This is a genomic window from Clostridium zeae, assembly GCF_017312485.1.
Classification (GTDB): domain Bacteria; phylum Bacillota; class Clostridia; order Clostridiales; family Clostridiaceae; genus Clostridium_AR; species Clostridium_AR zeae.
Map to the genome: position 1 here is coordinate 1 of NZ_BMBA01000006.1, position 26,947 is coordinate 26,947.

Sequence of the window (26,947 nt, forward strand, 5' to 3'; positions counted from 1 at the left end):
AACGAAAATGTTATGCGGTATTAATCTTCCTTTCGGAAGGCTATCCCCCTCTATAAGGCAGGTTACCCACGTGTTACTCACCCGTCCGCCGCTGAGAAAGTTCCGAAGAACTTTCTCCGCTCGACTTGCATGTGTTAGGCACGCCGCCAGCGTTCGTCCTGAGCCAGGATCAAACTCTCAATTTAAAGTTTAATCATAGCTTACTTACTTAGTAAGTCTTTTTTTCAAAAAAATTGCTGGTTTAGTTTAAGTCTAGTTTTAGACTTTGTTTATCTTCTCTGTTTAATTTTCAAAGACCAAGTTTGTTTCGCTGTTTTTCTGACAGCTTTTATATCTTACCATCGTAAGATTTCTTTGTCAACACTTTTTTTGAACTTTTTTAATTTACTTAAAATTCTTTGTTCAAAACTTTGTGTTCATCACTACAACCTTGTCGCAGCGACGTGTTTTATAATATCATGTGTCTTATATTGTTCTAATCTCAATTTTAGTGAAATAGATAAATTAGGTTTAATTTTCTATATAATACTTTAAATTAATAAGTATTTATTATATTGATACACCAGGAACTGTTTCTAGATACATATAATAAATTTCAGCCAATGTACTGACAGTTCATGTAAATACTCCATAATAATTTGTACTAAAGCTTTACTTTAAGCATTTAATATATTTCATATTTGAAGAATCATCTATAGAAAAACTACTTCATATTAGAATTTATATTTTTGACTGCTTATCCAATTCTTAAGATTTTCTTAAACATTGTTTAGTACCTTGCATTATATAATACCGTTTCATATACTATAGATATAGAGAAGCTATCCAGTAATTAGAAAATAAACTTCTTAATGAATATAGACTCTTCAATAAAGACATTAGATAAAAAAAAAGTCGTTTTTAAGATATTTAAAATTAATAAAGAGGTGATTTAGTGAATATACAGTTAAAGAAAGGTGTTTTAGAACTATGCGTGCTTTCTGTATTGGCTAGAAAAGATTGTTATGGATATGAGTTAGTAAACGAAATATCAAAAAACATCCAAATTTCGGATGGAACCATATATCCAATATTAAGAAGACTTACTGAAGAAGGTTACTTTACAACCTATCTACAAGAATCTCAAGAAGGTCCGCCAAGAAAATACTATAGACTAACAGAACTCGGATACAAAACAAAGTTAGAATTAGAAACAGAATGGTTTAGCTTCTCAAAAAATGTAAATATGATTATTAAGGGGGAAAATCCTGATGAACAAACATCAATTTCTTAATATACTTTCAAATGGATTACTTGATTTTCCTGATAAGGAACGCAAGGACATACTTTATGACTACGAAGAACATTTTGACGTAGGCTTAGCACAAGGAAAAACTGAAGAGCAAATAATAAACGAATTAGGAGATCCTCATGTTATTGTAAACCAGTATAGAAATAGTGCAAACAGAATCTATTACAACGATGCTCCAAGCAGTCAACCTTACAATAGCAACAATGTTAATTCTAATAACAAAGCCTTAGCTATAATATTGATAGTATTATTATTACTTTTTAGTCCAGGAATACTAGGATTAATAATTGGGATCCTTGGAGGTATGATTGGTTTAGTAGCTGGAGCTTTTGGCATAGCTATAGCTGGTCTTGCTGTAGCACTCGGCACTACATTTGGTTCAGTTTTCGGTATATTTACCATTCCTACAGGTATTGCAGCTTTACCTGCAACTGCCTCTCTGTTAATCGGTATAGGAACTTTAGCTCTAGGCATATTGTGCTCTATAGGATGCTTCTACATGATCAAAGCATTTGTAATGCTCATAATTAAATTTGTAAAATGGATAATATCCGTTTTCAGATAGGGATGGTGATAAAATGAAAAACACATTTATGAAAAGATTTTGTATAATCCTAGCAGCTATAATATTAATATGCTACGGTTCTGCAGCTATAATACTGAAGTTATCTAATTTTAGTTTTTCACAATTTATTAATAGCAATAATGACTTTTCATTTAATATAAACAAAGATTTCAACTTTAATACTGGTTTCAATAAATATAATTATGATCTTAATGACGAAATCAGCGAAAGTTTAGATGGCGTAGACAACATCCAATTATCTTTTGTAAGTGGTGACATAGTATTTCATGAAAATAATGAAAATAAGATTAAAGTTACTTTATCAGGTAGTCTAAGAAGTAGTTCTGAATTAACTGCCCCAAAACTTCAATATTCTAAAAATGGATCTACTATGAAAGTTTATATTCAAAAAAATTCTTTCTTTGGAAGCTACTCACTGAATTCAAAGGTAGATATATATCTTCCTAAAGATTACTCAAAAAATCTGTCTGTATCATCAGTATCTGCAGATATACTTCTGTCTGATAAAAAATTTATCAATCTCGAAGCTGTTACTACATCAGGAGATGTTAAACTTTCGAATATTACAGCAGATTCTCTTAATATAAAAACTGTTTCTGGTGATATGTCAGGATCTAGTATAACGAGCAACAAGTTTGTAGCAGATGCTGTTTCAGGAAAAATCGATTTTGATAATTTTGAGGGAGTTACTAAAGCTACAACTATATCAGGTGATATATCTATGAAATATACTAATTTAATTGGTGACATAGATGTTCATTCAACCTCTGGAGATGTAAAATTAGGTTTACCAAATAACTGCTCGTTTACTCTTGAGTCCTCTTCTACTTCAGGTGATATAAATAGCAGATTCTCTCTAAACAATACCTCTTCCGGTAAGAGAAGCCTGAGCGGTTCCTACGGAAATGGAACTAATAAGCTATCTATTCATACAACTTCTGGAGATATAACCTTAAACAAAAATTAATATTTATATAAGTTTTAAAGATTGCCTATATGGATGTACCATTTCGGATCGAAGTGGTACATCTTTATTTATGCAGTCTTTTTTATTGTCTAGAAAAGCATAAAAGTTTCAAGCTAGTTAAACCTACATACTTAAATGATTTTAGAAGTTTTTTATATCTATACAATAAAAAAACAAAACTTGTTCGCCAGTTAGAATTTCCTTGCATATAATTATTTTTTTAGAAGAAAAATAAAAAATATATAGATTTTTTAACAAACTCTTGTTAAAATATACACAAACAACAATTATTATTTGTAGATAATTTATATTTATTATATGGAGGAAAATTAAATGAAGGTTGCAGTTATAGGTTGTACTCATGCAGGTACCGCAGCAATAGTAAATACAGCAAAGAAATACCCTGATGCACAAATAACAGTATATGAAAGAAATGATAATATATCATTCTTATCTTGCGGAATTGCATTGTATGTTGGAGGAGTAGTTAAAGATCCTCAAGGATTATTCTATAGTTCTCCTGAAGCATTAGCAGAATTGGGAGTAAAAACAAAGATGTCCCATGATGTTTTAGATATTGATTTTGATGCTAAGATATTAAAAGTTAAAGATTTAAATTCCAATGAAGAATTTGAAGATTCTTTTGATAAACTAATCATTACTTCTGGTTCATGGCCAATAGTTCCTAAAATTGAAGGCATTAACTTAGATAATATACTTCTTTCAAAAAACTTCTATCATTCAAATACAATTATAGAGAAAGCTAAGGAAGCGAATAAAATCGTAGTTGTTGGAGCTGGTTACATAGGTGTTGAACTTGTTGAAGCTTTTGAAGCTAATGGAAAGAAAGTTACTTTAATAGATAGTATGGATAGAATTTTAAGTAAATATTTAGATAAAGAATTTACTGATACCGCTGAGATGGCTTTTGCAAATCGTGGAGTTAAGCTTGCTTTAGGTGAAACTGTAAGTAAATTTGAAGGTAAAGATAGAAAAGTTACTAAGGTTGTAACAAATAAGGGTGAATATGAAGCCGATCTTGTTATTTTATGCATAGGCTTTAGACCAAGTACTGATTTATTCAAAGGAAAATTAGATATGCTTCCAAATGGAGCAATTATAGTAGACGAATATATGAGAACAAGCAAAGAAGATGTTTTTGCTGCTGGTGACTGCTGCTCAGTAATCTATAATCCAACTGGTAAAAAAGAATATATCCCTCTAGCTACAAATGCAGTTAGAATGGGTACATTAATTGGAAGAAACTTAGTTAAGCCAACAACTAAATACCTTGGAACTCAAGGAACTTCAGGTATAAAAATTTATGAATACAATATTGCCTCAACTGGTCTTACAGAAGAATCTGCCAAGGCTGCAGGCTTTAATATAAAAACAACATCAGTTACTGATAATTACAGACCTGAATTTATGCCAACCTTTGATTCTGTAACTATAAAGGTTGTTTATGAAGCTGATTCAGAAGTAATACTCGGAGCTCAACTTATTTCAAAAACAGACTTAACTCAACTAATGAATACTATGTCTGTTGTAATTCAAAATAAAATGACTATTGATGAACTTGCATTCGTAGATTTCTTCTTCCAACCACACTTTAACAAGCCTTGGAGTTTATTAAACATAGTAGCATTAAATGCTAAATAACCATTAAATACTTTTGCCTAATTAATAAGTTGAAATTAAGTGGTCACGCATCTCCTGCATAACCACTTAATTTCATCAATATTTAAAAATATAACCTAATTTAATACTAAGAACAGGAAAACAGGTATCTCATTTCTGAGATACCTGCTTTTTATTAGTTTAATCTTTTTCTTCTTATTATTACAGCACCACCAGCTATTGCTAAAATTCCAAATACTATAAGTATATTAGAATCAATAACGGAACCAGTCTTTACTATTGTTGCTGGTGTACTGGTTGAAGTTGTTGTACTTCCACTATTAGTAGTTGAACCACTTGTAGTTCCAGTATTAGTTGACCCTGTATTGGTATTTCCAGTGTTTGAAGCTACTTGTTTCTCTGCTAATATATACTCACTAAAATGAGGAGTCTTAAAGGTGACTTTGTTTCCATCTACCTTTGTGTCCATTTCTTCAAACTTCTTAGTTTCTTCATTATAGTAGAATATTGCAAGCTTACTCTTATCTAAGCCTTTTAATTCTTCATCAGATAATGTTATTGTTATTGTTGCTTCTGCCTCGTTACTAAATTTGTGAACAGCAGTTTTATTTCCATTACCCTCTACTATAGCTTCAAATTTAAATATTTTACTAACGGCCTTTAAGCCTTTAGTTAAAGAACTTCCATCTTCAATAGTCGCATTAATAGTAACCTTTGAACTATTTTTTATAAGTGTAGGATCAAAAGCTGAAAATGGTAAATTAATAGTGTTTGCACCAACATTTAATATTAATGATCCTTTACCTTCTTTCATAGCTTCTGTGTTTTCAATTACAATGCTTGCAGCGTTAGATGCATCAGTAGTAATTACATTATTACCATCCTTATCAAGAGGCTTTCTTACTGAAACATTTACTGATCCATCATCATTCTTATCAATTTTAACAGATTTCTTTATTGTAAATTTGATTTCTAAACTTGCTTTATTACCTGCTTTATCTAAGGAAGTACCAGCTATAACATGGTCACCTTCAACATCAATAGCAGTTTTTCCATCATAAGCTTTTCCATCTAATAATAGATTAACTGTTGCATCTTTATCATCCACTGTTATTTTTGGATTAACAGTATCAAAATAGATCTTTCCAGACTCTACATCTTTTACTGTAAATATTGGTGCTGTTTTATCAATTTCAAAACTTACCTTTGCAATTGATTGATTTCCAGCCTTATCTACTGAAGTTACCTCAAGAACATGTTTGCCTTCAGTTGTAACTGGCTTAAAGTCATAGTCTTTTCCATCTAATAATGCTTTTACAGTTGTTCCCTCTTCAGTATCAAGAGTTGGAGTAACATCTACATTATATAGCTTTCCATCTTCTAATCCCTTAATGTTTAACTTTGGAGCTGTTTTATCAATTTCAAACGAAATTGCAGCTTCAGAAACATTTCCAGCTTCATCAACAGCCTTAACCTTAAGAACATGTTTTCCTTCAGCTTCAATTGCTGCTCCGTTATATTCTTTATCATCTAAAAGAACTGTTAGATTAACTTTCTTATCTGAATTTACTTTTGGTGTTACTGCTTTATTGTACAATCCGCCATCAGTTACCCCTGATATAGTTAAGCTAGGAGCTACTTTATCTAGCTTTACTGTTATCTTATTTTCAGTTACATTGCCTAAGGTATCTGTTGCTTTAAGTGATATGATATCACCATCTTTCACTGCAAGATCCTTCGTGAATTCTTTTTTATTAACTTCTGGACCTGTTGCACCATCAACATTAACATTTAAAACAGGTTCTCCATTAATTTGGAATTTATATCCCCAGCCATTATCCTCAACAGTACCCTTTAATGCTATTGAATCTTGATTAGTAATAATTACCCCATCACCATTTACAGCTGGGCTTTGAAGATTGATTACTGGAGCCACTGAATCACAATTTATCTTAGTAGAGTAATTTATTATTACTTTTCCACTTCCATCTTCCGCGTATATAGGAATAACATTAACACCTTGATTTAGCTTAAGATCTATAGCAAAAGATCCATCTTCTGCTTTTTGAACATCCTTGCCAGCTATCTTAAAGCTCTTAAGTTCTGCATTAACTTGACCAGTTACTGTATATGTGTTTAAGTTAGTATCAAAGCCTTTAGTAAATCTATTATCATAGAAGGTTACTGGTCCTGCATCACCAACTGTAACTTTAAACTCATTCATTCCAACATTATAAACAAAGTCAGGAATAGCAACAAAAATATCATTCACATTATTAGTATTAAGCGAAATATCAAAATCATATTTTCCATCTTTAATTTGAAGATTTCCTGCATCAACTAACTTTCCATTTACAACAAGAGCTGGTGCCTCAGAAGATAATAACATATCCTGAACATTTAAAGTTATATGATATGGAACTTTACCATCTTTGGCCTCTCCATTTTGCTTAGCTGAAGAAAGCTCTATAACTGGAGCAGTGGTATCAACTTTTATAGGCACCTTATAATCTTGTGGTTTAGCACCTTCAAAATCAACCACTGATTTTATATTTAAATAATATTGTCCATCTGGAGCTGCTTTCCTTTCACCAGATGTAGCATCATAAAGCTTTCCATCCCAAGACAACTGATCGTATATCTCTCCCATTTGTCCAACAGGTTGGTTCTTAGCATCTGTTTCATTGAATACTTTCCTAGTTATATCCTTTTGATTTGCAAGTTTACCTAAGGTATCCCCACTGGCATTCTCTAACTCAACATCTACATTTTTGGCATTTCTTAAGAAATATAAATATGGTACAAAATTATCAAACTTCATATCATCATTAGGAGATATTGCGATAAAATTCTTGTCAAATATAGGATTTTTATCCTCATCTATTCCCACTTGTCCTAAAATGCCATAATCAGCTCCTATATTAGTAAGTGGATATGATTGTTCTGATGGAAGTTGAGAAGCTTTAGTGTCGTAGATCATATTTTCTATAATCTTCTCTGCGCCCCAATCTCCGTAATATCCCATGAATGGTATAACTAGTGCTGGAACATCGGAGGAATTTAGTTTTATAAAACCTTCAACAAATCTGTTAGTTGAAATTGCTTTAGGTATAGAAAGCTTTGCTTTAACCACTGCAGTCCCATTTGCTGGCACAGTTACTGAATTCTTATCAAAAGTTACTGCTGCACCATCCACTTTTACATCATAAGACATACTAGTAGTTAATTTACCTTGTTCAGTTAAAACTCCACCATAGTTCTCTAAGTTATACGTAGTTTCTTTATCTCCATAGTTTTTAAGAGTTAATTCAAATTCTACTTCATTTCCTATTTGCTTTAAAGCTACATAAGAATTACCTTCATTTGTAACTGTAACCTTATTATTTATAGCTTTTTCTGTTTGAATCATACCTGCACCCTGTCTTCTTGGTGAATACGGTATTGTAGGATGCTGTTTGTCCATTTCAATAGTGGCTGTATTTACTGCAGTATTTTTAGCTAAATCGACTAAATCCCTGCCTTTTAAATTAGGATTAGCTTTCTTAAGCGCTTCCACAATTAGCGCTTCACTACCAGCTACATGAGGTGACGCCATTGAAGTACCACTCATAACTTCATAATCATTGTTATTTACTGTTGAAAATATATTCCCACCTGGTGCAGAAATCTGAGGTTTAAAATCTAAATTTGGTGTTGGTCCCCAGGATGTAAAATCTGAGAAATCTCCTGAATTTACATTTGAAGTTATAATTCTGTCATTACCAAATTTAATTTTTCCACCACTTTTAGCTAGATCCGCAAGTTTTTTGCCATCTGTTAAAGTTACAAATACACCTGGTATTGTAATGGATGGATCCGTTGCCATATTTATATATGAATCACCACCAGCCACACTATTATAGACTATAGCTGCTATTGCTCCATTTTTTTGTGCATTCAATTTCTTATCAACAAAAGAAATACTTCCTCTTTGTATAAGAGCAACTTTTCCTTTTACATCTTTGCCTTGGAAATCGCTTTCTTGCCCAAGTCCACAATCTACTAATTCAAATTGCTTTGTTGAATCTAACGCTTTACTTGGAATCACATCTGAAGTTGTATATCCAGCCTTCGAATCACTTCTATCCAGCAAGCTTATAGCCGAAAGTGTTACAGTTGTATTTTCATAACTAGCAACCTGAAGTGCATCTTTTGCAAGTCCAGGTGAGCCTACAAGTCCTGTATCTGTCATTTCAGGCACTTTATATGGAGCAGTTGAATACTGTGAGTTACCTGCAGATACCACTACTACTGTTCCTGCATCAACAGCTTTTTTTATAGCTACTTGCTCTGGATCATCATCTTCTTGGAAGCTTGCAGTTGATCCTAAGCTCATGTTTATTACATCTGCACCTTGATTAACTGATTCTTCTATTGCTGCTACTATATCATCTGAGTAGGCTCCTTTTATTTCTGAGTTATTTGAAAACACCTTCATTGCTAGAAGCTGTGCTTCTGGCGCTACTCCTTTTACACCATTATTAACTTTTATGTCTTCATCACTACCATTAGCTCCTACTATTCCCGCAACATGCATTCCATGCATGCTAGATGTAGTATCCCTAACTTCATCATTCTTATCTGCAAAATTATATCCATATGGAACCTTATCAGTATAGAATTTACCTATACCTGGTTTTATACTATTCTTTGTAAGTTTCTCCTTGCTTGTATCCGTAAGCTTCATATCTTTATGATTATAATCTATACCAGTATCAATAATTGATACTACCATACCTTCGCCTTTTAACCCCAAATCCTGCCAAACCTTAGTTGCTTCAGTTAATTCCTTAGCTGAATTCATATCAGGGTAATAAATATTTACTACCTTTACGTCCTTAACACCTTTTAATTTTTTAATAGTGTCGATATCTTTAACCTTAGTATCGATACTAAATCCATTTACTACTGTACCAAATGTATTTCTTATCTTATTACCTGTAATTGCTTTCACTTTGTCTTGAACGGTTTTTTGCTCATCTTTAACAGCTTGTATGTCTGATTTGACCGCTGTCTTTAAACCTTTCTTCTGAGCTTTGTCTAATGCAGGTTCACCAGTAAGCTCAACTACAACTCTTACTGATTCATCTGTTTTTTTATTTTTTAGCTTGTCCACCCTCTCTGAAAGTTTCTTTTCTAATGCTTCTGTTGCAATTGCTTTGGCATCTTTAGTTCCAGTATTCTTGCTATCTAATGCTTTGGCTTCTCGAGAAAACCCACTGGGAACTACTAAAGCTAGTGCAACAAGCATGCTTATGGTTTTAGATAAAACTTTTCTCCTTATCAAATAATTACCCCCTTTTATAAATAAACTTTACTTTTATGGTACATTATAACATTTTATTCCATGTTATACCAATTATCAATAGTTATTTTATTCCCTATGTATTTTTATGACCTTATTAAAAAATCTATGTATTTTTTGAACAAATATTACAAATATTCTATTTTTATTAAAACAGCTGGTATTAATCCTGTAAATTATTCAAAAAAAAATCCTATAAAGTAACCATTCCTGGTTAACTCTATAGGATAAATATTAATTAATCATTTCTTAATGATTAATTTAATTCTAACTAAAAATTAATTCTTTACACTAATATTATATATAACCTACATTACTTAAAACTATTGACTTCCTCTAAAGTAGGAAGTGCTGCAATTGCTCCCATTTTAGTGCAGACTATTGCTCCCACTTTATTAGCAAAGGCTACTATAGCTTTCATTGAGTCCATATCTCTTACATTTAGCTTAGGTGATTCACTCTTAGCTAAATCATAGAGAACCGCACCAACAAAGGCATCACCTGCACCAGTTGAATCTATAGATGTAATACTTATACTTTTTACCACTTCAACGGATTTTCCATCAGTTATCATTGTGCCCTCTTTGCCAAGGGTTACTGCAACTATGCTTCCTCCTCTTTCAGCGATATATTTTGCTGCAGACTCAATATTTTCTTTTCCTGATATTAAAAGAGCTTCCTCATCACTAACCTTCACAAAGTCACAATGCTTTAAGCATAATCTAGAAACTTCTATAAATTCTTCTTTTCTTCCTTTCCAAAGATCTTCTCTATAGTTTGGATCGAAAGATATAAATATGCCAGCATTTCTTGCTTTATTTATTAAATCAAAATATGTTTTTCTTAAATTACCTCCAAGAAGTGCGGTAGCTGATCCAAAATGAATTATCTTACTTTTCTTTATATCTTCTATCTCTGCTTCTGATAGTTCATAATTTTCGTCTGCACCTCTATTGAATATAAAATCTCTTTCTCCATTGTCTTTTAAAGATACAAAAGCTAAAATAGTATTTTGTTTTTCAAGCAGCTTCATGTAAGTTGTATCTACTCCTACATCTTCTAAGGTCTTCTTTAAAAACAAACCAAAAGCATCCGCTCCTACACTTCCACCGAAGGAAGCATCTCCCCCTAACCTAGAGATTGCTGCTGTGACATTGGCCGGAGCACCTCCTGCTTTCTTTATGAAGTTGCTTCCTTCCACTAAACTGCTGTTAACATCTGAACATATAAAATCAATCAATAACTCTCCAACACAAAAAATTTTATCCATAAATCCTCTCTCCTTCCTCATTATAACTATAAATTTATAAATTCTTAAATTCTTAAATTCTTATATTCGTATATTGTTATATTTAAAAATTGTTTTATTTTTGTCTTTATTAAAGAATGTTGCTGAAATTAAGAGGTTGCACAAGATAGGCAATATGATTGAGTTATTATTATTACTTTATTTTTACACATTGTAACCCACATAATTCCAATTTTATATAGTTTTATTGTACTTTATGTAGACTTATCTCGCATTATAAATATTAAATATTAGTGAATGTAACACGCTAAGGGTTTAAATTTTTGTTGTACAAGCCTATACTGGAATTAGGAAACATATTATAAGATGTTAGTTATATAGTTCATAACTCTATCATTAAGTTACATATGTTCAATAATCACCAAGAGCCGTGATTATCGAGCAGGTATAACTTAAGTTAAAGCATAATGACTCTCTAAGCCTTAACTATATTCAAAATTAACAATAGTTTAAGACTACGCTAATGCATCTTTATATATAAAAAAACAATGTTACTAATAATTCTACCATTCACTGGTATAACAAGTAACGAGGAGGTCTATTAAATGAAATCTAATCCTATTATAATAATATCTTTAGATGGTCTTGGAAGAAAGGATTTTGAGTTTTTGAAAACTCTTCCGAACTTTAGCAAATTACTTAACACTAGTTCTTATTCCTATAAGGTTAATAGTATATATCCATCACTAACTTATCCAGCCCATGTGTCAATTGTAACAGGTAAAAAACCTGCTAATCATGGTGTAATTAACAATATATTATTACAACCCGGTGTGGATTCCCCTGATTGGTTTTGGTTTAAATCTCAGGTTAACTGTGACACAATTTATGATTTAGCTAAAAAGGAAGGCTATACTACTGGCGCAATTTTATGGCCTGTAACTGGTAAGGCTGCAATAGATTATAATATGCCTGAAATCTTTGCAAATCGTTGGTGGTTAACACAGCCTATGATATCCTTATACAGTGGAACGCCTTCTTATCAGCTTTTGATGAATTTTAAATATGGTTATCTCAGAGAAGGGAAGAAACAGCCTCACCTAGATAATTTCTCTACTGAGTGCGCACTTTACCTATTACAAAAAGAGAAAGTTGATTTTCTAATGCTTCATCTTACTGATGTTGATACTAATAAACATCAGTATGGTACAGAAAATGATGAGATTACTAATGCCTTAAGAAGACATGATGTAAGACTTGGAAAAATTATGGATGTCTTAAACAGCCATGTTTGCTATAAAGACTCTACTATCGTGGTATTAGGCGATCACTCTCTTATGGATACAAATAAGGTCATAAAGCTAAACACCTTATTTGTTAAAGAAGGTTATATAACTAAAGATGAAAAGGGAAAGCTTCAAGAGCCTAAAGTTTATCTAAATAACTGTGATGGTTCAGCCTATATCTATATAAAGGATAATGACGCAGAATTGAAGGATAAAGTAATTAAGTTACTAAAAGACTATTCAAATAACAACGATAATTGCTTGGAAGAAATTCTAAGCGGTGACGATTTGAAAAACTTAGGAATAGACCACAACTGTGCAATTATGTTAGAAGCTAAAAATGGATATTATTTTTCAAATGATTTAGATGGTGAAACTATAGAAGAAGTTGGAGAAAAGTACGACAAAGCAACTCACGGTTACTCACCATTTAAAGAGGATTATCAAACTTTCTTCCTAATAAGCGGAAATAATATTAAAAAGAATTTTGATATCGGAGAAATGAGCTTACTAGATGAGGCTCCAACTTTAGCAAAGATAATGGGCACCGAACTTCCTTCTCCTGACGGAAGGACTCTCAGTAACATTTTTAAGTCTAAAAAATAATTTAATTACACGATGTTAAAGCACTGTGCTAAAATTAAGTGGTTATTCATCCAATACTTTAATTTCAACAATATTGTTAAACATAGCTTTAAATTAAAAAGCACCACTGCAAAGCCTTCCGCTAAGTAGTGGTACCTTTTTTATAAATAATAATAATTCATGTGTGTCATAAAATTAAGTAAAATAACGATTTTATGACACGTATAAATTATTATAATCTCAAGTTTATCTAAAGATGAAACACTTCAATCTGAAAACTATTTTCAAAGCTCCTCTGGGTTCTGAGAGGAGATTTTGAAAATATAAATTTAATTAAGAAATGGTACATCTATATTCTAGTAAATATTATATGCCTTACCTCTTCAATTGATACTATTTTACAACTTACTCCATAAACTTCTTCTATATTCTTAACATTTATAACATCTTCCGTCTTTCCATAATCAAATACTTTTCCGTCTTTCATTATCACTGTGTTATCAGTGTAAGTCAAAGCCAAGTTTATATCATGAAGTACAGCAATTATAGTTTTTCCTAAATTCCTAAGCTTATTTAGAATATCAATAATCTCTAGTTGATATTTTATATCTAAATTAGATAGTGGCTCATCAAGTATTATGCATCTACTATCCTGTGCTATGGCTCTAGCAAGCAAAACCCTTTGTCTTTCTCCTCCACTTATTTCTGTAATCAGCTTATCTTTTAATTGAAGTATTTCAGTTGCTTTCATCGCCTCTTCAACCTTTTTTATATCCTCATTTGTCTCGACTCCAAGAAAGTTTATCTTATTGTTTCTTCCCATCATTACTACATCATAACAAGAAAACTCCATTTCAAGCGCTGTATCTTGAGGAACATAACTTATTATATTAGCAAATTCTTTAGCTCTTATCTTATTAATATCCTTGTTTTCAATAATAACCTTTCCTTCAGAAGGATTAAGATATTTTATAATATTTTTTATTAAGGTTGTTTTACCACTTCCATTTGGTCCAACAATGGAATAGAACTTTCCTGCTTCAAAGGTTAAATCTATATCTTTCAATATAGTCACCTTATTCACATCATATTGTAATTGTATGACATCTATTATAGACATATTTACGCCCTCTTTCTTTTCCAAAGAAGATATATAAAAAATGGAGCTCCAAAAAGGCTTGTTATTGCCCCAACAGGTAATTCTGTAGGAGATAGTAATATTCTAGCCAAAGTATCACACCCCAGTGAAAATATAGCTCCTAAAACAAAAGAAAAAGGAAACAGTTCTCTGTGATTTGCTCCAACAATAAGCCTTGCAACATGGGGTATTATAAGCCCTATAAAACCTATAACCCCACTTACAGAAACTATCACAGCAATCATGATTGAACTTACCATGATAATCAGCTTTTTAATCTTATCTACTTCCACTCCTAAAGAATATGCTCCTTCATCTCCAGAAGCTATTATATTAAATTGCCTATAAAGTAACTGAAAACTAATTGATATAATTATAACTATAGGTGCAACAATCAATATTTGCTTGTATGACGATTCATTAAAACTCCCCATAGTCCAATATATTATTCTTTCCATAGCTTCTCTATGTAAGATCATTGAAAGTGATATAATTGAAGAAAAGAGAAAATTTATAGCCACTCCTGCAAGTAATAGTGTTGTTGTTGGAAGCTTTCTTCCTACTCTTGCTATATTATAAACTAAAATTAGCGAAATAAATGCTCCTATAAAAGCAAGTACTGTAGTAAAAGCCATGCCATAAGTTTCTAACCTGAAAACAATAGAAATAGTAGCACCTAAGGCGGCTCCAGAAGATACGCCAAGAACATAAGGATCTGCCATTGGATTTTTAAATATCCCCTGAAAAGCTGCTCCACTTACTCCAAGTCCTGCACCTACTAAAGCTGCCAATATTATTCTTGGTAATCTTATGTTAAATATTATTTTGTCGTATATTGAATCTATATTTACACCAATTATTTTTAGCCATATTAATCTAACCGCATCAATGGATTTTAATGAAGCTGAACCTACTGTAATAGAAGCTATTACTAAAACTATCAGTAAGATAACAAGTACTGCTAGTAGTCTTTTTTTCTTCATTCAACTACCTCTTAAAAAGCTTCGGGATGTAATATCTTTGCAAGTGCCTCTAACCCGTCTGCTTGCCTTGGCCCTTGTCTAACCAGCATATTATCGTCTATTTCAAAAACCTTGTTAGCTTTAACTGCAGGAAGGTCCTTGTATCTATCTGCTTGTATGAATCTCTTTTTAGCATCATATTTATCAGATAATATTATAATCTCTGGATTATTCTCAACTATCTTTTCAAAGCTGTAGTTCCATCCCTTAACATCCTTAGCTATATTATCTCCTCCTGCTTTTTCTATAAGCTGGCCAACAAAGGTATCTCCCCCTGCAGTAAAGTCTTCTTTACCAAAATCAACAACATAATATAGTTTAACTTTCTTAGAAGCTTTTATTTTTTCTTCAACCTCTGCAACCTTTTTCTTCATTTCATCTACTATTTTTTGTCCATCATTCTTAACTCCTAGAACTTCTGCTGTATCTAGAATATTCTTATATGCTCCATCAAAATTATCCTCTCCATAAAGCACTGCAACCTTAATGCCAAGATCTTCAAGCTTTTTAAGCACTTCCTTAGAAAAATGTGCTCCTGCTATTACTAGGTCAGGCTTAAGCTCTGTTATTTTTTCAATATTAGGATTTTCTAATCCCCCAACCTTTTCTATCTTGGAAACTTCAGCTGGATAATCATCATAGTCTGATCTTCCTACTAAAATACTTTCCTTTTTTAAAGCAAATATAGTTTCTGTAGCACCTGGTGATAAAGTTACTACTCTTTGAGGTACCTTATCTAAAGAAACCTCTCTATTATATGAATCAGTTATTTTTATACCTTTAACTTCTTCTTTTTTTGTTTCACTCTTTGTGCATGCCATTAGTGATAAGGTAAATACTAATGTCATTATTATAATTGATAACCTTTTTATATTTTTCAAATTTTATTCCTCCTGAAATCCGATTTAAAACCAATTTATTTATTTAAAACTTCCAAAACAGCACTGTCTTTGTATAAAGTGAGCAAACTATAGCATCCATGATTAATATTAAATTTATAAAATCCTTCATAACTAAATCCTAATAGCTCACATAATATTGCTCTTATAGTACCCCCATGAGCTACTATTGCTATATTATCCTCTTCCTTTGATACTTTAATAATTTCCTTAATCCCTTCACTTACCCTATTATAAAAATCCTTAAAGCTTTCCCCTTCAGGAAATTTAAAAATCTTAAAATCATCTATAAAACATTGAAACTGTTCACTATAATTTGTACTTATATATTTATAATCTCTACCATCCCAAAGTCCAAAGTTTATCTCATTAAAACTTGAGTTTTCTTCAAAATAAATTTCACTACTTGAAAAATCAAAAATAGCATCTGCTGTTTTCTTTGCTCTTTCCATCTCAGAATAGTAAACCTTATTTAAATTTATATTATCTAATTTACTCTTTAGCTTTAGATTTTGTAGTTTTCCTTTTTCACTTAAGGGGTAATCCTTAACTCCTTGATACAAGCCTTTATGATTGCCCTCTGTCTCTCCATGTCTTATTAAGATAAGCTTCATAATATCTCCTCTTAAAGATGAATAACTTTAAAATATGCACAAATGGGTCATACATCCGATGCTTTAATGAGCCTACGCAAAGAATTAATATGATTTTGTCATATAGCATCTCCTTTATAACCACTTAACTTCAATGATACTCTTAAACATAAACTAAAATATATGTTTAAACTAAACTTTGTAATAAACAAAAAACTATTAATACAAGCACTTCATTTAACTCAACGCTGGCTCCTAATATATCTCCAGTTATACCATCTAACCTTTTTTCTATATAAGCTCTAAAGCATACTGTAAAAACAAAACCTACTATTATGACAATAAACCCATAAATTCTTCCTAAGACTAAAGTTATAATCAAACCTAAAACCAATGCGATACTAAATGTTACTAAAGAAATCTTACCAATAAACAGATCTCCTAAGCCCTCTTTTTCCCTTGCATATCTTCTTTTATACATCAAAAGTGTCATAAAGGTTCTACTAATCACTGGAGAAATTAAAAGGGCTGAGTATATGTTAACCTCTGAAAGATCTTGAATTGCTGAAAACTTTAAAAGCAACAATGCAACAAGCGCCAGTACTCCAAAGGTTCCAACTCTGCTATCTTTCATAATTTCAAGAATCTTATCCTTACTCCTACCTGAAAAAATTCCATCTGCAGTATCACTTAACCCATCTAGATGCAGGCCTCCAGTAACAATAATATGTGATATCATAGCAAATACCGCAGGCAGCATACCATGAAACAACTTACTTGTAATTATATATATAAGTAAATCTATTGCCCCTATTATAAGCCCTACTAAAGGAAAATATCTTACTGCATCAGCAAAATCTTCTCTCTTTACTTCTAAGCTTAAATTTATAGGTATTCTAGTCATAAACTGTATGATTAAAATAAGTTTTTTCAATTTATTCCCCCTTAATCCTTACAGGTATGCCTGACACAACTAAGTAAACTTCATCTACTTCTTTTGCTAATCTTTGATTTACTCGTCCCGCTATATCTCTAAATTCTCTCGACAACTTATTTTCTGGTACTATTCCACTTCCAACCTCATTAGTGACTATAACAGCTTTGCAATTAAAGTTTCTTAGACCTTTAATTAAATTATCAATCTCAAAGATAACCTTTTGTTCAATTAAATCATAGTTATCATTACCATCATCACTTAAATTTTCTAATAATATATTAGAAATCATTATAGTTATACAATCAACAATTACACCGTTATAGACTATATTTCCACCTAATATTTTTTCAAATTCAGCTTGAAAATCTTTATAGCTTTCTAAGGTATGCCAATGGTTTGGTCTTTGCTCTCTGTGCTTCCTGACTCTGTCTTTCATTTCTTGATCAAAAGGTATTGAAGTTGCAATGTACAAAACTTCTGCTTCATTTTTAAGTATTGACTCTCCAAAAGAAGACTTTCCACTTCTTGCACCACCAGTTACTAACGTAATCATATCTTTTCCTCCCAAAGCCCCTTATAATCATCTAAATCTACATTACCTTCTTCAAAGGTTGCCATTTCATTCATTATCTTTGTGGAAGCTTCTAATATATTGAAAGCTAATGGACATCCAGATCCTTCTCCGAGTCTCATGGCTAAATCTAATATAGGCTCTAGCCCTAGTTCTGATAAAACCAAGTTATATCCTTTTTCCATTGATATATGAGATGGAAACATAAAATCTTTAGTAACGTCATTTACCCTATAAGCTATTAGTGCTGCGATTGCAGAAATGAAGCCATCTATAACCACCGGTATCCTATACTTTGCTGCACCTAAATAGACACCTACAAGTCCAGCGATATCAAAGCCACCAACTTTATGCAATACTTCTATTGGATCCTTTATATTAGGCTGATTTACTTCTAAAACCTTTTTTATAACCTTCTTTTTCTTTTCAAAGGCTTCATCAGTAAGCCCTGCTCCTCTACCTACAGCTTCCTCAATAGAACAACCAGTTAAGGCAATTAATATTGAAGAACTAGAAGTAGTATTTCCTATTCCCATCTCTCCAGTGCCTATAAGGTTATAACCTTCTTTTTTAAGCTTTGAAACTAAATCAATTCCTACTCTAATAGCTGTAAGAGCTTCTTCTCTTGTCATTGCTTCACCTTTAGCAATGTTTGATGTGCCTTTCCTTACCTTACAGTTTATAAGTTCACTATGATTTATTTCTTCATTGATACCTATATCTACAACCTTTAAATCGCAATTGTTATGTCTTGCTAAAACACCTACTCCTGTTACTCCTTTTATGAAGTTTACTGTTTGAGTTGCAGTAACTACTTGTGGAGCTGAAGCAACCCCTTCTTCACATACTCCATTATCAGAACACATTATAATCACTGCTTTTTTTGTAATATTATTATATAATTCACCTGTTATTCCAGATAACTTTATGGCCATCTTTTCAAGTTTTCCAAGACTGCCTATAGGCTTTACCAAGTTATCCATTCTTTCTTTAGCTTCAGCCATAGATCTTTCATATAGAGGTTTTATATCTTCTACTAAACATGATTCCTTCATTTCAATCCTCCCCCTAATTAAACAGAAAAAGACCTCCCTAAGGAGGCCTTTATAATTACTATTCGAATCAATATATCTATATTAAAACATATAAAATAGATAAAACTTACTCTCAACATTAATAAAGCTATATTTACATATCTGCACACAAAATACTCTTATCTTGTTAATACTATAAATATTATTAGCGTTGTATTGAAGTTTAAATACATATAAACTTCCTCAACGAAATAATTTTATATAAGTAACAGCTTGCTTTATTAACAGTAATTCTTCCACCCCGGAAAATTAGCTTTTCTTATGGCAGGTTTTCTGGCTTTGAATCATCCTACTTTCTGCTCCTTCCCAAGCTTCTTATAGACATCTAACCTTTAATTACAAACTATACCTGCTAAATGTATAAGCACAGGTATACTTTGAATCTAATGATAAACATCCTTAACCCAGTGGATTAAAACTTAAATAACATAAGTTTTAGTGCAAATTTCGTCATCATCACAGTAACGGGGGCTGCAAAGGTCTTTCACCTTTTTCCCTTTTAACTTCTATAGAACAAATATATATTTGCCCCACTGAAGCACCAATAAGAACTTATTAAATTGTCAACTAAATTATAGTATTCATATTTATTATAGTCAAGATTACTGCTTCTTAACTTTTCTTTTCTTTGTATATTGTTTTATTAGATATGCAGCTATTCTTATTATCACGTAAATTATAAATATATATAAGAATCCCCATATCCCGGCTACTATATCTGCAAACTCCATATTTCCTCGTTTAGTTATTTTTTGTTCTATTTCAATACCAAAAACTATTACCAGTAGTACTGTAAAAGTATATATGAAGGATATAGCTGTAATGCTATATTTTGCGAGCCATTTAAACAGCATTTGAGTTCCTGCAAAAATTAAGATACCTATGATTCCTATTATTATAAAATGAAGTTGTTTGTCTGTAAGGCTATATCCAGACCCCTGAGCTTTTTGTATAAAAACATCATGAATATCATTCACTGCTCTCATTAGTGCTTTTATTATTGCCACCATTGATTAACACCCCCTATGTTTAGTCTTATGTTATAGCTAATCCTTAAAATGTTCAAGTAAAAAGTTATTTATAAATCCTATACTACAAAATCTTATACATCTCATATTGTGATATAGGCATTTTTTTAAATCCATTCTTAACTAAAAACCCAAAAGCTTGACTGTTATTAACAAAACTAGTGCTAATCATATTTATTCCTAATTCTTTAACAGCATAATTAATTAGTGATGAACCAATTCCACTGAATCTATAATTCTTATCTACATACATAAAACTTATTTTTCCTGTTTTATTTATACTTAGACCACTAATAAGAACCTCATCAATAAATCCTCCTAAATAATATGTATCCTTTGATAAACTTAGATATTCAAAATCATTTTGCCAACTAACATGACCATCATATCTATCGCATATCTCTCTATACTGACCTAATGTTATATCTTTAATAACCAGCTTTTTATTATGGTATCTTTTCAAATTGCTTATATTATCATTAGAGTAATAGGATATATCATAAATTTTGCTATATCCCATCTTATTATAAAAAGATATTGCTCTATCATTTCCAACAATGACTTCCAAAAACAATTGACTACACCCTTTACTCTTTGCAATTTCTTGATGTAATTGAAAAAGTCTTTTACTTATCCAACCACCTCTATAACTTGGATGAATTGCTAATCCTCCACATCTTAAAGTTTTTATTCCATCATATACTTTTATCCCGCCTAACATTAATCCTACAGGCTTATTACTATCATATACTACAAAAGAATATTCTTTGCAGTTCCCTTCAGCGCCAAAGAATCTTCCTTCAAAATCTTCCTTATTTACACTAAGCTTTATTATATAATCTGAGAATCCATCCTGAAATGCCTGAAATATATCATCAATAGTTACATCTAAACAATTTTTATATTTTATCATATAATCCCCCCTTAAGCCGCAAACAAAACTGTATATATATTATAATCCAAATACTTCTTATAATATTACTACCTAACCCCAACTTATTACAAGTAATAGTTAAAAATTTAAAATTATGTTAATATAAAACAACAAAAAACCTACTTAAGTGACATTGATTATTTGTAATAATCTCCATCACATTTAAGTAGGTTTTAAATTTAGTGCTAATTAAGCATCCTTTTTAAGAACTTCTCTTTCAATTACTTCTATTACTCCATTATCATCATTACTTCTAGCCATAAATCTTCCATACTTCTTTAGCTCATCAGGTGCATTTACCATAACGTAGCTATGATAAGCATTTTGAAGCATTTGGATATCATTAAAATAGTCTCCAAATACCATTGTTTCCTCATGGGTTATGTTGAACTTTTCTTGAAGATAATTAATTGCAATTCCCTTATTTATATCTTTTCTGAAGATATCAACCCAGTCTTGTCCTGAAACGGTAACTTGAAGTTCTTCCTTCAACTTCTTATCAATCTTTTTGTATGAGTTCTCGCTTGATCCTTCTAAATCAAATATTGCTACCTTTAAGAAATCATCTTCTATATCCTCAAGATTATCTACTTGCTTTCTATTATAGTAATATTTTTCTAATTCCTTTAAGAATCTAGGATTTGTGTCTTTATAATATCCGTATTTTTTCCCACATACTACTGGAAAACAGTTGGGTATTTTATTTACTTCTTTCAAAATTTCCATAATAGTTTCTTTAGGTAATGTCTTAGAAAATAATTCTTTTCCGTTATGAACAACAAAGGACCCATTTTCTGCAGCAAAAAGCATCTTATCCTTAGCCTTTGCAAAGTTATTCGCTAATGTATAATACTGTCTCCCACTGGCTGCTACAAATATTACACCTCTGTCTATCAATTCATCTAAAGTATCAAAGAACCCCTCTGGAAGTTCCCCCTTGCTATTTAGTAATGTTCCATCCATATCTGTTGCGATTAATTTTATCATTAAACAACCTCCATCTGTAAACTCATATATATAGACGCTGTTAAAGCACAGTGTTGAAATTAATTGGTTAGCCATATGAAAAAATCATTTAATTATAATAACTAGCCAATATAGCATCTACTGCATAAACATAGAATTTCAACAAAATTCTTAAACATAAGCAAAATCTAAATCATATTATTATAAATATGTATTTATAATACAATTTGAAACATCTAATAATTATTATTTATGAGTATATTTTATCACATATTGAAGGATAAATCTATGGAGGTCCATAAATGCTACTTCTTATTCCATTAAAATTTAGTATTTAGGAATTAATTCTATTTTTCCATTTGTAACCTTTATCAATTTATTAAAAATATCTTCAAGTGATTTAAGTATGTGGATAGCAGAATTTTTATCTAATAGTTCATGGAAATGCTTATTTATAAATTTCTGTATTCCTCTTAAAAGTATTTCAACAACTTCTTCTGGAAAGTCCACTTGAAGGCTTTCTTGTTCAATTCCCTCTTTTACCACACCTAAAATAAGAGGATAACATCTATTAAAAAACTCTTCTTCTAAAGCATTATTTAGCTTTAAATTGCTACTATCTCTCTCAGCATTTGCAAACATAAGGTTACTATTAGTGCCTAAAAACATTGCTTTTAAAATTGCTTCGAGTTTAGAATTAGGATCTAAATTTGAATTATATATATCTGTTAAAGGTAATATATATTCATCTAACCGCCTTTTCAATAGCTCACCTAGTATTTCTTCTTTTGAAGTAAAATAGTGGTAGAAGGTTCCTTTTGCTATAGATAAGCTATTAACTATTTCATTAATTGAGGTATTGTCATACCCCTTCTCAATAAACAATTCTAGAGACCTATCCATTATTTCGTTTTTTCTTTCCAAAGGATCTTTTACAATTCTTTTCATTTTATTTCTAAGACCTTTCTATCAACTTTATATTTTCCGCAAGCTCTATTTACAGCGCCAAACTTACATGCTTTACTACATTCACCACAAAGTATACAATCAGAAGATTCCATATTATTATGCTGAACCTTTTCCATAACATTAATACTCATAGGACAACTCTTATTGCAAGCACTACATTTTTTACAATTGTTTGGCTCTGCCTCTAATTTCAATGAAGGAATATTAAGTTTATTTTTAACTTTACTTCCTGTTATATTCAAAATGGACATTGGACATAAGTAATGACAAGTAGCTCTCTTACCTAAAATAACTGGTAAAACCGCCAGTGATGTTAATATGATGAAATACCCAACAAGATTAGATATCTTATCTACACTAACATAACCTTCTGTAAGATAGAACAAATTCAACTTGTACCCCCTATTAGAAATTAAAGCAAAAGCTATTATTAAAACCCAAGTAGCTCCCAGTATATATTTCAAAATCTTTAAGCCTTTGATTTTCTTAAGAGGCTTTTCAATACATCTATCTATTATCATCTGCCAAGCGCCATATGGACACACATAAGCACAAAAGGCTCTACCTATAAAAAGTGATGATATAGCCATAATTGTCCACACTAAAAATGCTGCAGATATAAACTTGTTAAATAGCCCATCAATTATGATGTATGGAGAAAAAAAGTTAAGCGTAATTGGTAATGTAAAGAACATTATTAATAAAAATAGCCTTCTTTTATTTTTCATGATTAATTCTCCTTATATTTGTTATCATATAATTTATTATAATTCATTGACCGACCGTCGGTCAATAGAATATGTATTTTTTATTATCACTGAAAATTTTGAAAATTGTTAGAATTAAACTAGTTTATATTTACTTAACTATGATACAATATTGTTAATTAAAGGATAACTCATATAAAATTAAAGAAAGGTTGATTCAATGAAAATTGCACATTTAGCACTATGGACTAGAGACTTGGAGAGGACAAAAAATTTCTACACAAAGTATTTCAATGCTGTCCCTAACGAAAAGTATCATAATGAAAAAACAAAATTCAGCTCATATTTTCTATCTTTTGATGATGGCTCTAAGCTAGAAATTATGGAGAAACCTACTGTTCTTTCAATAAATGTTTCTAAAGATTATGAGTGCTTTGGTTATGCTCACGTAGCCTTTTCTGTTGGAAGTGTAGAGAAGGTAGATGAATTAACAAAATTACTAGTAGATGACGGATTTACTGTAGTCAGTGGACCAAGGACTACTGGAGACGGCTATTATGAAAGTTGTATACTAGATCATGAAGGTAATAGAATCGAGATAACCGTATAATAAATCATCAAATAGTTATACAATATTTCTCTCTATTTATGACAATAATTTATCATACGAAAAATAAGGTTAAAATATAGAAAGCTTCTATATTTTAACCTTTTACTTTATGGTTGGTATTTTTAAAATTCAGAGGCCGCTACCTCCGATACTTTAATGATCTTCATAAAGAATTAATATGATTTTCTACAATTCCATAGCTAAAACTGTATAACTCACTACGTTCGGACAATACAGTTTTTTAACGCTATTCCATTTACGAAAATCATTTAATTCTAATTATTTGATCATATAGTATCTCCGTATCGCCCTCTGAATTTTAATTTCAATACAAACCATAAACTATATACGTATTAAATTACTTTTCATTACTAAGTTCGATAAATCTTTCTATATCTTCTTCTATTATCTTTAAGGAGCTTCTCCAGAAATCAACTGAGTGTATATCCACTCCTATAATCTTAGTAACATCAGCTATTTTTCTATCACCTGTAGATGCTAATAGATCATCATATACCTTAACAAATTCTTCGCCTCTCTTTAGATACTCTGCATAAAGACCTTTTGCGAATAGTAATCCGAAAGCATATGGGAAGTTATAGAAATTATATTCTGCATCATAGTAATGTGGCTTGCAGGCCCACATATAAGGATGTAAGTATTCAGGGTCTAAGCCATCTCCATAAGAATCCTTTTGTGCCTTAAGCATTATTTCATTTAAGTCTTCTGCACTTAATGCACTTTCTTCTCTTCTATTAAAAAGCTCACTTTCAAATAAAAATCTTGAGTATATATCTACTATTACTTGAGTGCAATCCCCTATCTCTGATTCTAAAATTGAAAACGCTTCTTCTTTTGTCGCAGTCTTAACCGCTGCTTTTTTAACAATAGTTTCACAGAAAGTTGATGCAGTCTCTGCTATAGGCATTGGATAATCGGAGCTTAATACGCTCTTATCTTTAACACAGTCGTCATGATATCCATGACCTAATTCATGAGCTAAAGTTACTACATCTCCGAAGGCATTTCCATAATTTAAAAGGAATCTGCTTTGTTTTATAAAGTGAAGATTAGAGCAGAAGGCGCCTCCAACTTTTCCTTCCTTCGGCATAACATCAATCCAATCACTATCAAAAGCTCTCCTAGCAAAGTCAGCAAGATTATCACTAAAAGTTCTAAAGTTATCTTCAACAAACTTCTGTCCTTTTTCATATGGAAATTCCATATCTACATCTCCCATAGGTGCAAAAAGTTCATGGAATGGCAATCCATTTTTGTAGCCTAAAAGCTCAGCCTTTCTTCTTAAATACTTTCTGAACACAGGCAAACTTTCCTTCATAGCAGTAAGCATAGCTTCTAGGGAAGCCTCATCCATCCTTGACTTAATTAAAGTTTCTTCTAATGGAGATTTATATCCTCTTAGCTTAGCTAAGGTTATAACTTCTCCTTTTATGCCATTTAATGCTGCTGCAATACCAGCATCTACCTTTTTATAGGCTTTTAACTCTGCTTCATATGCATTTTTTCTTACTTTTGAATCTTTATCATATGCCATATTTCTAACAACAGTAAGAGGTAGTTCCTTTACTTCGCCATCTGTTTCAATATCTACAAGTACAGTTGAAGTTAAAAGATCTCTTAGTTTTGACCATGAATTTGACCCAGTATTTCTAAGTTTAGCTATAAGCGATTCTTCTTTATCACTTAATAAATATTTACTTCCTGCTACTATTTCTTTTAAGAAAAACTCATGTTCCTTCAAAAGGCCTGAGGAATTAATTAATTTATCAATCTCATTGACCTCACCTATCCACTTTTCTATCTTAGCACTTGGTTCTGCAAATCTGCTGTTTTTTTCTTGTAAAATGTCTGAGTACTTAAGCGCCTCTTTATTTTTCGTATCAACACTCAATGTAAGATTAACAAAAGAAAATAATCTACTAAATAAACTTTCAATTTCACTAGACTTATTTATAAACTCTTCAAGTTTATTTTTCTCATCATCATGTGACCCGCATATACTTTCAGCTAGTTTTTCATATAATCCAGATAATTCATCAGCTCTTTTTAAATCATTTAAAAAATCTTCGCCTTCAAAAGAACTATAAATTTCCTTTAAACTCCAATTTAACCCCATAATAATCCTCCATTCATATATCTACATAAGGTTATTTTATGGATGTACCGCTTGGTAATAAAATTTATATTTTAAATTTTCTCACTAGAACCCGTAAGAATTTTAAAAATAAATTTCTGATCTAAGTTGTGCATCTCTAGTAACCCTTTCTTTAATAGACAGAATTTTCTTATATAAATTATAGCATTTCTCTTATATTAATCTAGAGTTTTCTTAAATATAATAAACTTTTTTTATCGTTAATATTATATTTTTGATAGCGACTGCTATAATTTATGAAATAAGAATAACCTAGTTTCAACATCAATTAAAAAATTTATGAATATATAATTTTTTATATTGACTATTTGCAAACATACTGTATATACTGTTTATATACAGTATAAATAATAT

21 protein-coding genes, 1 rRNA gene and 1 riboswitch are annotated in these 26,947 nt (G+C 31.1%); of the genes, 6 read left to right on the forward strand and 16 right to left on the reverse strand.

Going from position 1 to position 26,947, the window contains the following annotated elements:
• A 16S ribosomal RNA gene (locus tag J3477_RS20315) occupies positions 1-185 on the reverse strand; the annotation flags it as partial.
• A 749-nt stretch (positions 186-934) separates the two neighbouring features.
• Here J3477_RS20315 and J3477_RS20320 point away from each other — a divergent pair.
• The 4 genes from J3477_RS20320 (at position 935) to J3477_RS20335 (ending at position 4,506) form a co-directional block, all read left to right on the forward strand.
• On the forward strand, positions 935-1,273 hold the full coding sequence (locus J3477_RS20320) for a PadR family transcriptional regulator (RefSeq protein ID WP_206871868.1): 339 nt from the start codon (positions 935-937) through the stop codon (positions 1,271-1,273).
• On the forward strand, positions 1,251-1,856 hold the full coding sequence (locus J3477_RS20325) for a DUF1700 domain-containing protein (protein WP_206871870.1): 606 nt from the start codon (positions 1,251-1,253) through the stop codon (positions 1,854-1,856). Before J3477_RS20320 ends, J3477_RS20325 begins: the two co-directional genes overlap by 23 nt.
• 13 nt (positions 1,857-1,869) lie before the next feature.
• Positions 1,870-2,844 (forward strand): DUF4097 family beta strand repeat-containing protein, encoded by a 975-nt coding sequence (locus tag J3477_RS20330; protein ID WP_206871872.1) that lies wholly within the window; start codon positions 1,870-1,872, stop codon positions 2,842-2,844.
• Positions 2,845-3,177: 333 nt separating this feature from the next.
• Positions 3,178-4,506, forward strand: coding sequence for an FAD-dependent oxidoreductase (locus J3477_RS20335; RefSeq protein ID WP_206871874.1), 1,329 nt, complete (start codon positions 3,178-3,180; stop codon positions 4,504-4,506).
• Between the two features lie 154 nt (positions 4,507-4,660).
• On the opposite strand, the gene J3477_RS20340 is transcribed toward J3477_RS20335, so the two are convergent.
• Positions 4,661-9,811, reverse strand: a complete 5,151-nt coding sequence (locus J3477_RS20340; protein WP_206871875.1) for a S8 family serine peptidase — start codon at positions 9,809-9,811, stop codon at positions 4,661-4,663.
• Between the two features lie 331 nt (positions 9,812-10,142).
• Positions 10,143-11,099, reverse strand: a complete 957-nt coding sequence (locus tag J3477_RS20345; RefSeq protein WP_206871877.1) for a carbohydrate kinase family protein — start codon at positions 11,097-11,099, stop codon at positions 10,143-10,145.
• Between the two features lie 584 nt (positions 11,100-11,683).
• Between J3477_RS20345 and J3477_RS20350 the strand changes: the two genes are divergently transcribed.
• Positions 11,684-12,970 (forward strand): alkaline phosphatase family protein, encoded by a 1,287-nt coding sequence (locus tag J3477_RS20350; RefSeq protein ID WP_206871879.1) that lies wholly within the window; start codon positions 11,684-11,686, stop codon positions 12,968-12,970.
• A 328-nt stretch (positions 12,971-13,298) separates the two neighbouring features.
• Here the strand turns inward: J3477_RS20350 and J3477_RS20355 are convergent, their stop codons facing one another.
• The 12 genes from J3477_RS20355 to J3477_RS20410 form a co-directional block, all read right to left on the reverse strand.
• Entirely contained in the window at positions 13,299-14,069 is a 771-nt protein-coding gene (locus J3477_RS20355) for an ABC transporter ATP-binding protein (RefSeq protein WP_206871881.1), read from the reverse strand.
• Between the two features lie 2 nt (positions 14,070-14,071).
• A complete protein-coding gene (locus tag J3477_RS20360) occupies positions 14,072-15,070 on the reverse strand; it encodes a FecCD family ABC transporter permease (protein ID WP_206871884.1) in 999 nt (332 codons plus the stop codon).
• A gap of 11 nt (positions 15,071-15,081) precedes the next feature.
• Positions 15,082-15,990, reverse strand: coding sequence for an ABC transporter substrate-binding protein (locus J3477_RS20365; RefSeq protein WP_206871887.1), 909 nt, complete (start codon positions 15,988-15,990; stop codon positions 15,082-15,084).
• A gap of 35 nt (positions 15,991-16,025) precedes the next feature.
• Positions 16,026-16,622 carry an alpha-ribazole phosphatase gene (cobC, locus tag J3477_RS20370; protein ID WP_206871889.1) on the reverse strand — a complete coding sequence of 199 codons (597 nt, stop codon included), beginning with the start codon at positions 16,620-16,622 and terminating at the stop codon, positions 16,026-16,028.
• A gap of 166 nt (positions 16,623-16,788) precedes the next feature.
• Positions 16,789-17,535: an adenosylcobinamide-GDP ribazoletransferase gene (cobS, locus tag J3477_RS20375; protein WP_206871891.1), complete on the reverse strand. Its 747-nt coding sequence runs from the start codon at positions 17,533-17,535 to the stop codon at positions 16,789-16,791.
• A gap of 1 nt (position 17,536) precedes the next feature.
• Positions 17,537-18,091, reverse strand: coding sequence for a bifunctional adenosylcobinamide kinase/adenosylcobinamide-phosphate guanylyltransferase (gene cobU, locus J3477_RS20380; RefSeq protein ID WP_206871893.1), 555 nt, complete (start codon positions 18,089-18,091; stop codon positions 17,537-17,539).
• The gene (gene cobT, locus J3477_RS20385; RefSeq protein WP_206871895.1) at positions 18,088-19,164 is read right to left on the reverse strand and encodes a nicotinate-nucleotide--dimethylbenzimidazole phosphoribosyltransferase; all 1,077 of its coding nucleotides are present in this window, start codon (positions 19,162-19,164) and stop codon (positions 18,088-18,090) included. The genes cobU and cobT overlap by 4 nt, the downstream gene beginning before the upstream one ends.
• Before the next feature lie 285 nt (positions 19,165-19,449).
• A riboswitch (cobalamin riboswitch) is annotated at positions 19,450-19,764 on the reverse strand.
• Between the two features lie 41 nt (positions 19,765-19,805).
• Entirely contained in the window at positions 19,806-20,213 is a 408-nt protein-coding gene (locus J3477_RS20390; protein ID WP_206871896.1) for a hypothetical protein, read from the reverse strand.
• Positions 20,214-20,295: 82 nt separating this feature from the next.
• Positions 20,296-21,144, reverse strand: coding sequence for a GNAT family N-acetyltransferase (locus J3477_RS20395; protein ID WP_206871898.1), 849 nt, complete (start codon positions 21,142-21,144; stop codon positions 20,296-20,298).
• A 210-nt stretch (positions 21,145-21,354) separates the two neighbouring features.
• Positions 21,355-22,152: a Cof-type HAD-IIB family hydrolase gene (locus J3477_RS20400; RefSeq protein WP_206871900.1), complete on the reverse strand. Its 798-nt coding sequence runs from the start codon at positions 22,150-22,152 to the stop codon at positions 21,355-21,357.
• A 306-nt stretch (positions 22,153-22,458) separates the two neighbouring features.
• The gene (locus J3477_RS20405) at positions 22,459-23,079 is read right to left on the reverse strand and encodes a TetR/AcrR family transcriptional regulator (protein ID WP_206871902.1); all 621 of its coding nucleotides are present in this window, start codon (positions 23,077-23,079) and stop codon (positions 22,459-22,461) included.
• A complete protein-coding gene (locus tag J3477_RS20410) occupies positions 23,076-23,828 on the reverse strand; it encodes a 4Fe-4S binding protein (RefSeq protein WP_206871904.1) in 753 nt (250 codons plus the stop codon). The genes J3477_RS20405 and J3477_RS20410 overlap by 4 nt, the downstream gene beginning before the upstream one ends.
• Before the next feature lie 199 nt (positions 23,829-24,027).
• On the opposite strand from J3477_RS20410, the gene J3477_RS20415 reads away from it, so the two are divergent.
• Positions 24,028-24,417: a VOC family protein gene (locus J3477_RS20415; protein ID WP_206871906.1), complete on the forward strand. Its 390-nt coding sequence runs from the start codon at positions 24,028-24,030 to the stop codon at positions 24,415-24,417.
• 358 nt (positions 24,418-24,775) lie between these two features.
• Here J3477_RS20415 and J3477_RS20420 read toward each other — a convergent pair whose 3' ends face one another.
• A complete protein-coding gene (locus J3477_RS20420; protein WP_206871908.1) occupies positions 24,776-26,554 on the reverse strand; it encodes a M3 family oligoendopeptidase in 1,779 nt (592 codons plus the stop codon).
• Positions 26,555-26,947: the final 393 nt, after the last annotated feature.

Excerpts from the sequence above, each read along its gene's own strand:
- cobU (WP_206871893.1), bottom strand. The coding sequence starts at position 18,091 with ATGATTACGTTAGTAACTGGTGGTGCAAGAAGTGGAAAGTCTTCTTTT.
- J3477_RS20410 (WP_206871904.1), bottom strand. The coding sequence starts at position 23,828 with ATGAAAAATAAAAGAAGGCTATTTTTATTAATAATGTTCTTTACATTA.
- J3477_RS20350 (WP_206871879.1), top strand. The coding sequence starts at position 11,684 with ATGAAATCTAATCCTATTATAATAATATCTTTAGATGGTCTTGGAAGA.
- J3477_RS20335 (WP_206871874.1), top strand. The coding sequence starts at position 3,178 with ATGAAGGTTGCAGTTATAGGTTGTACTCATGCAGGTACCGCAGCAATA.
- cobT (WP_206871895.1), bottom strand. The coding sequence starts at position 19,164 with ATGAAGGAATCATGTTTAGTAGAAGATATAAAACCTCTATATGAAAGA.
- J3477_RS20420 (WP_206871908.1), bottom strand. The coding sequence starts at position 26,554 with ATGGGGTTAAATTGGAGTTTAAAGGAAATTTATAGTTCTTTTGAAGGC.
- J3477_RS20325 (WP_206871870.1), top strand. The coding sequence starts at position 1,251 with ATGAACAAACATCAATTTCTTAATATACTTTCAAATGGATTACTTGAT.
- J3477_RS20405 (WP_206871902.1), bottom strand. The coding sequence starts at position 23,079 with ATGAAAAGAATTGTAAAAGATCCTTTGGAAAGAAAAAACGAAATAATG.
- J3477_RS20390 (WP_206871896.1), bottom strand. The coding sequence starts at position 20,213 with ATGGTGGCAATAATAAAAGCACTAATGAGAGCAGTGAATGATATTCAT.
- J3477_RS20355 (WP_206871881.1), bottom strand. The coding sequence starts at position 14,069 with ATGTCTATAATAGATGTCATACAATTACAATATGATGTGAATAAGGTG.
- J3477_RS20360 (WP_206871884.1), bottom strand. The coding sequence starts at position 15,070 with ATGAAGAAAAAAAGACTACTAGCAGTACTTGTTATCTTACTGATAGTT.
- J3477_RS20400 (WP_206871900.1), bottom strand. The coding sequence starts at position 22,152 with ATGATAAAATTAATCGCAACAGATATGGATGGAACATTACTAAATAGC.
- J3477_RS20345 (WP_206871877.1), bottom strand. The coding sequence starts at position 11,099 with ATGGATAAAATTTTTTGTGTTGGAGAGTTATTGATTGATTTTATATGT.
- J3477_RS20395 (WP_206871898.1), bottom strand. The coding sequence starts at position 21,144 with ATGATAAAATATAAAAATTGTTTAGATGTAACTATTGATGATATATTT.
- J3477_RS20330 (WP_206871872.1), top strand. The coding sequence starts at position 1,870 with ATGAAAAACACATTTATGAAAAGATTTTGTATAATCCTAGCAGCTATA.
- J3477_RS20415 (WP_206871906.1), top strand. The coding sequence starts at position 24,028 with ATGAAAATTGCACATTTAGCACTATGGACTAGAGACTTGGAGAGGACA.
- cobC (WP_206871889.1), bottom strand. The coding sequence starts at position 16,622 with ATGAAGCTTATCTTAATAAGACATGGAGAGACAGAGGGCAATCATAAA.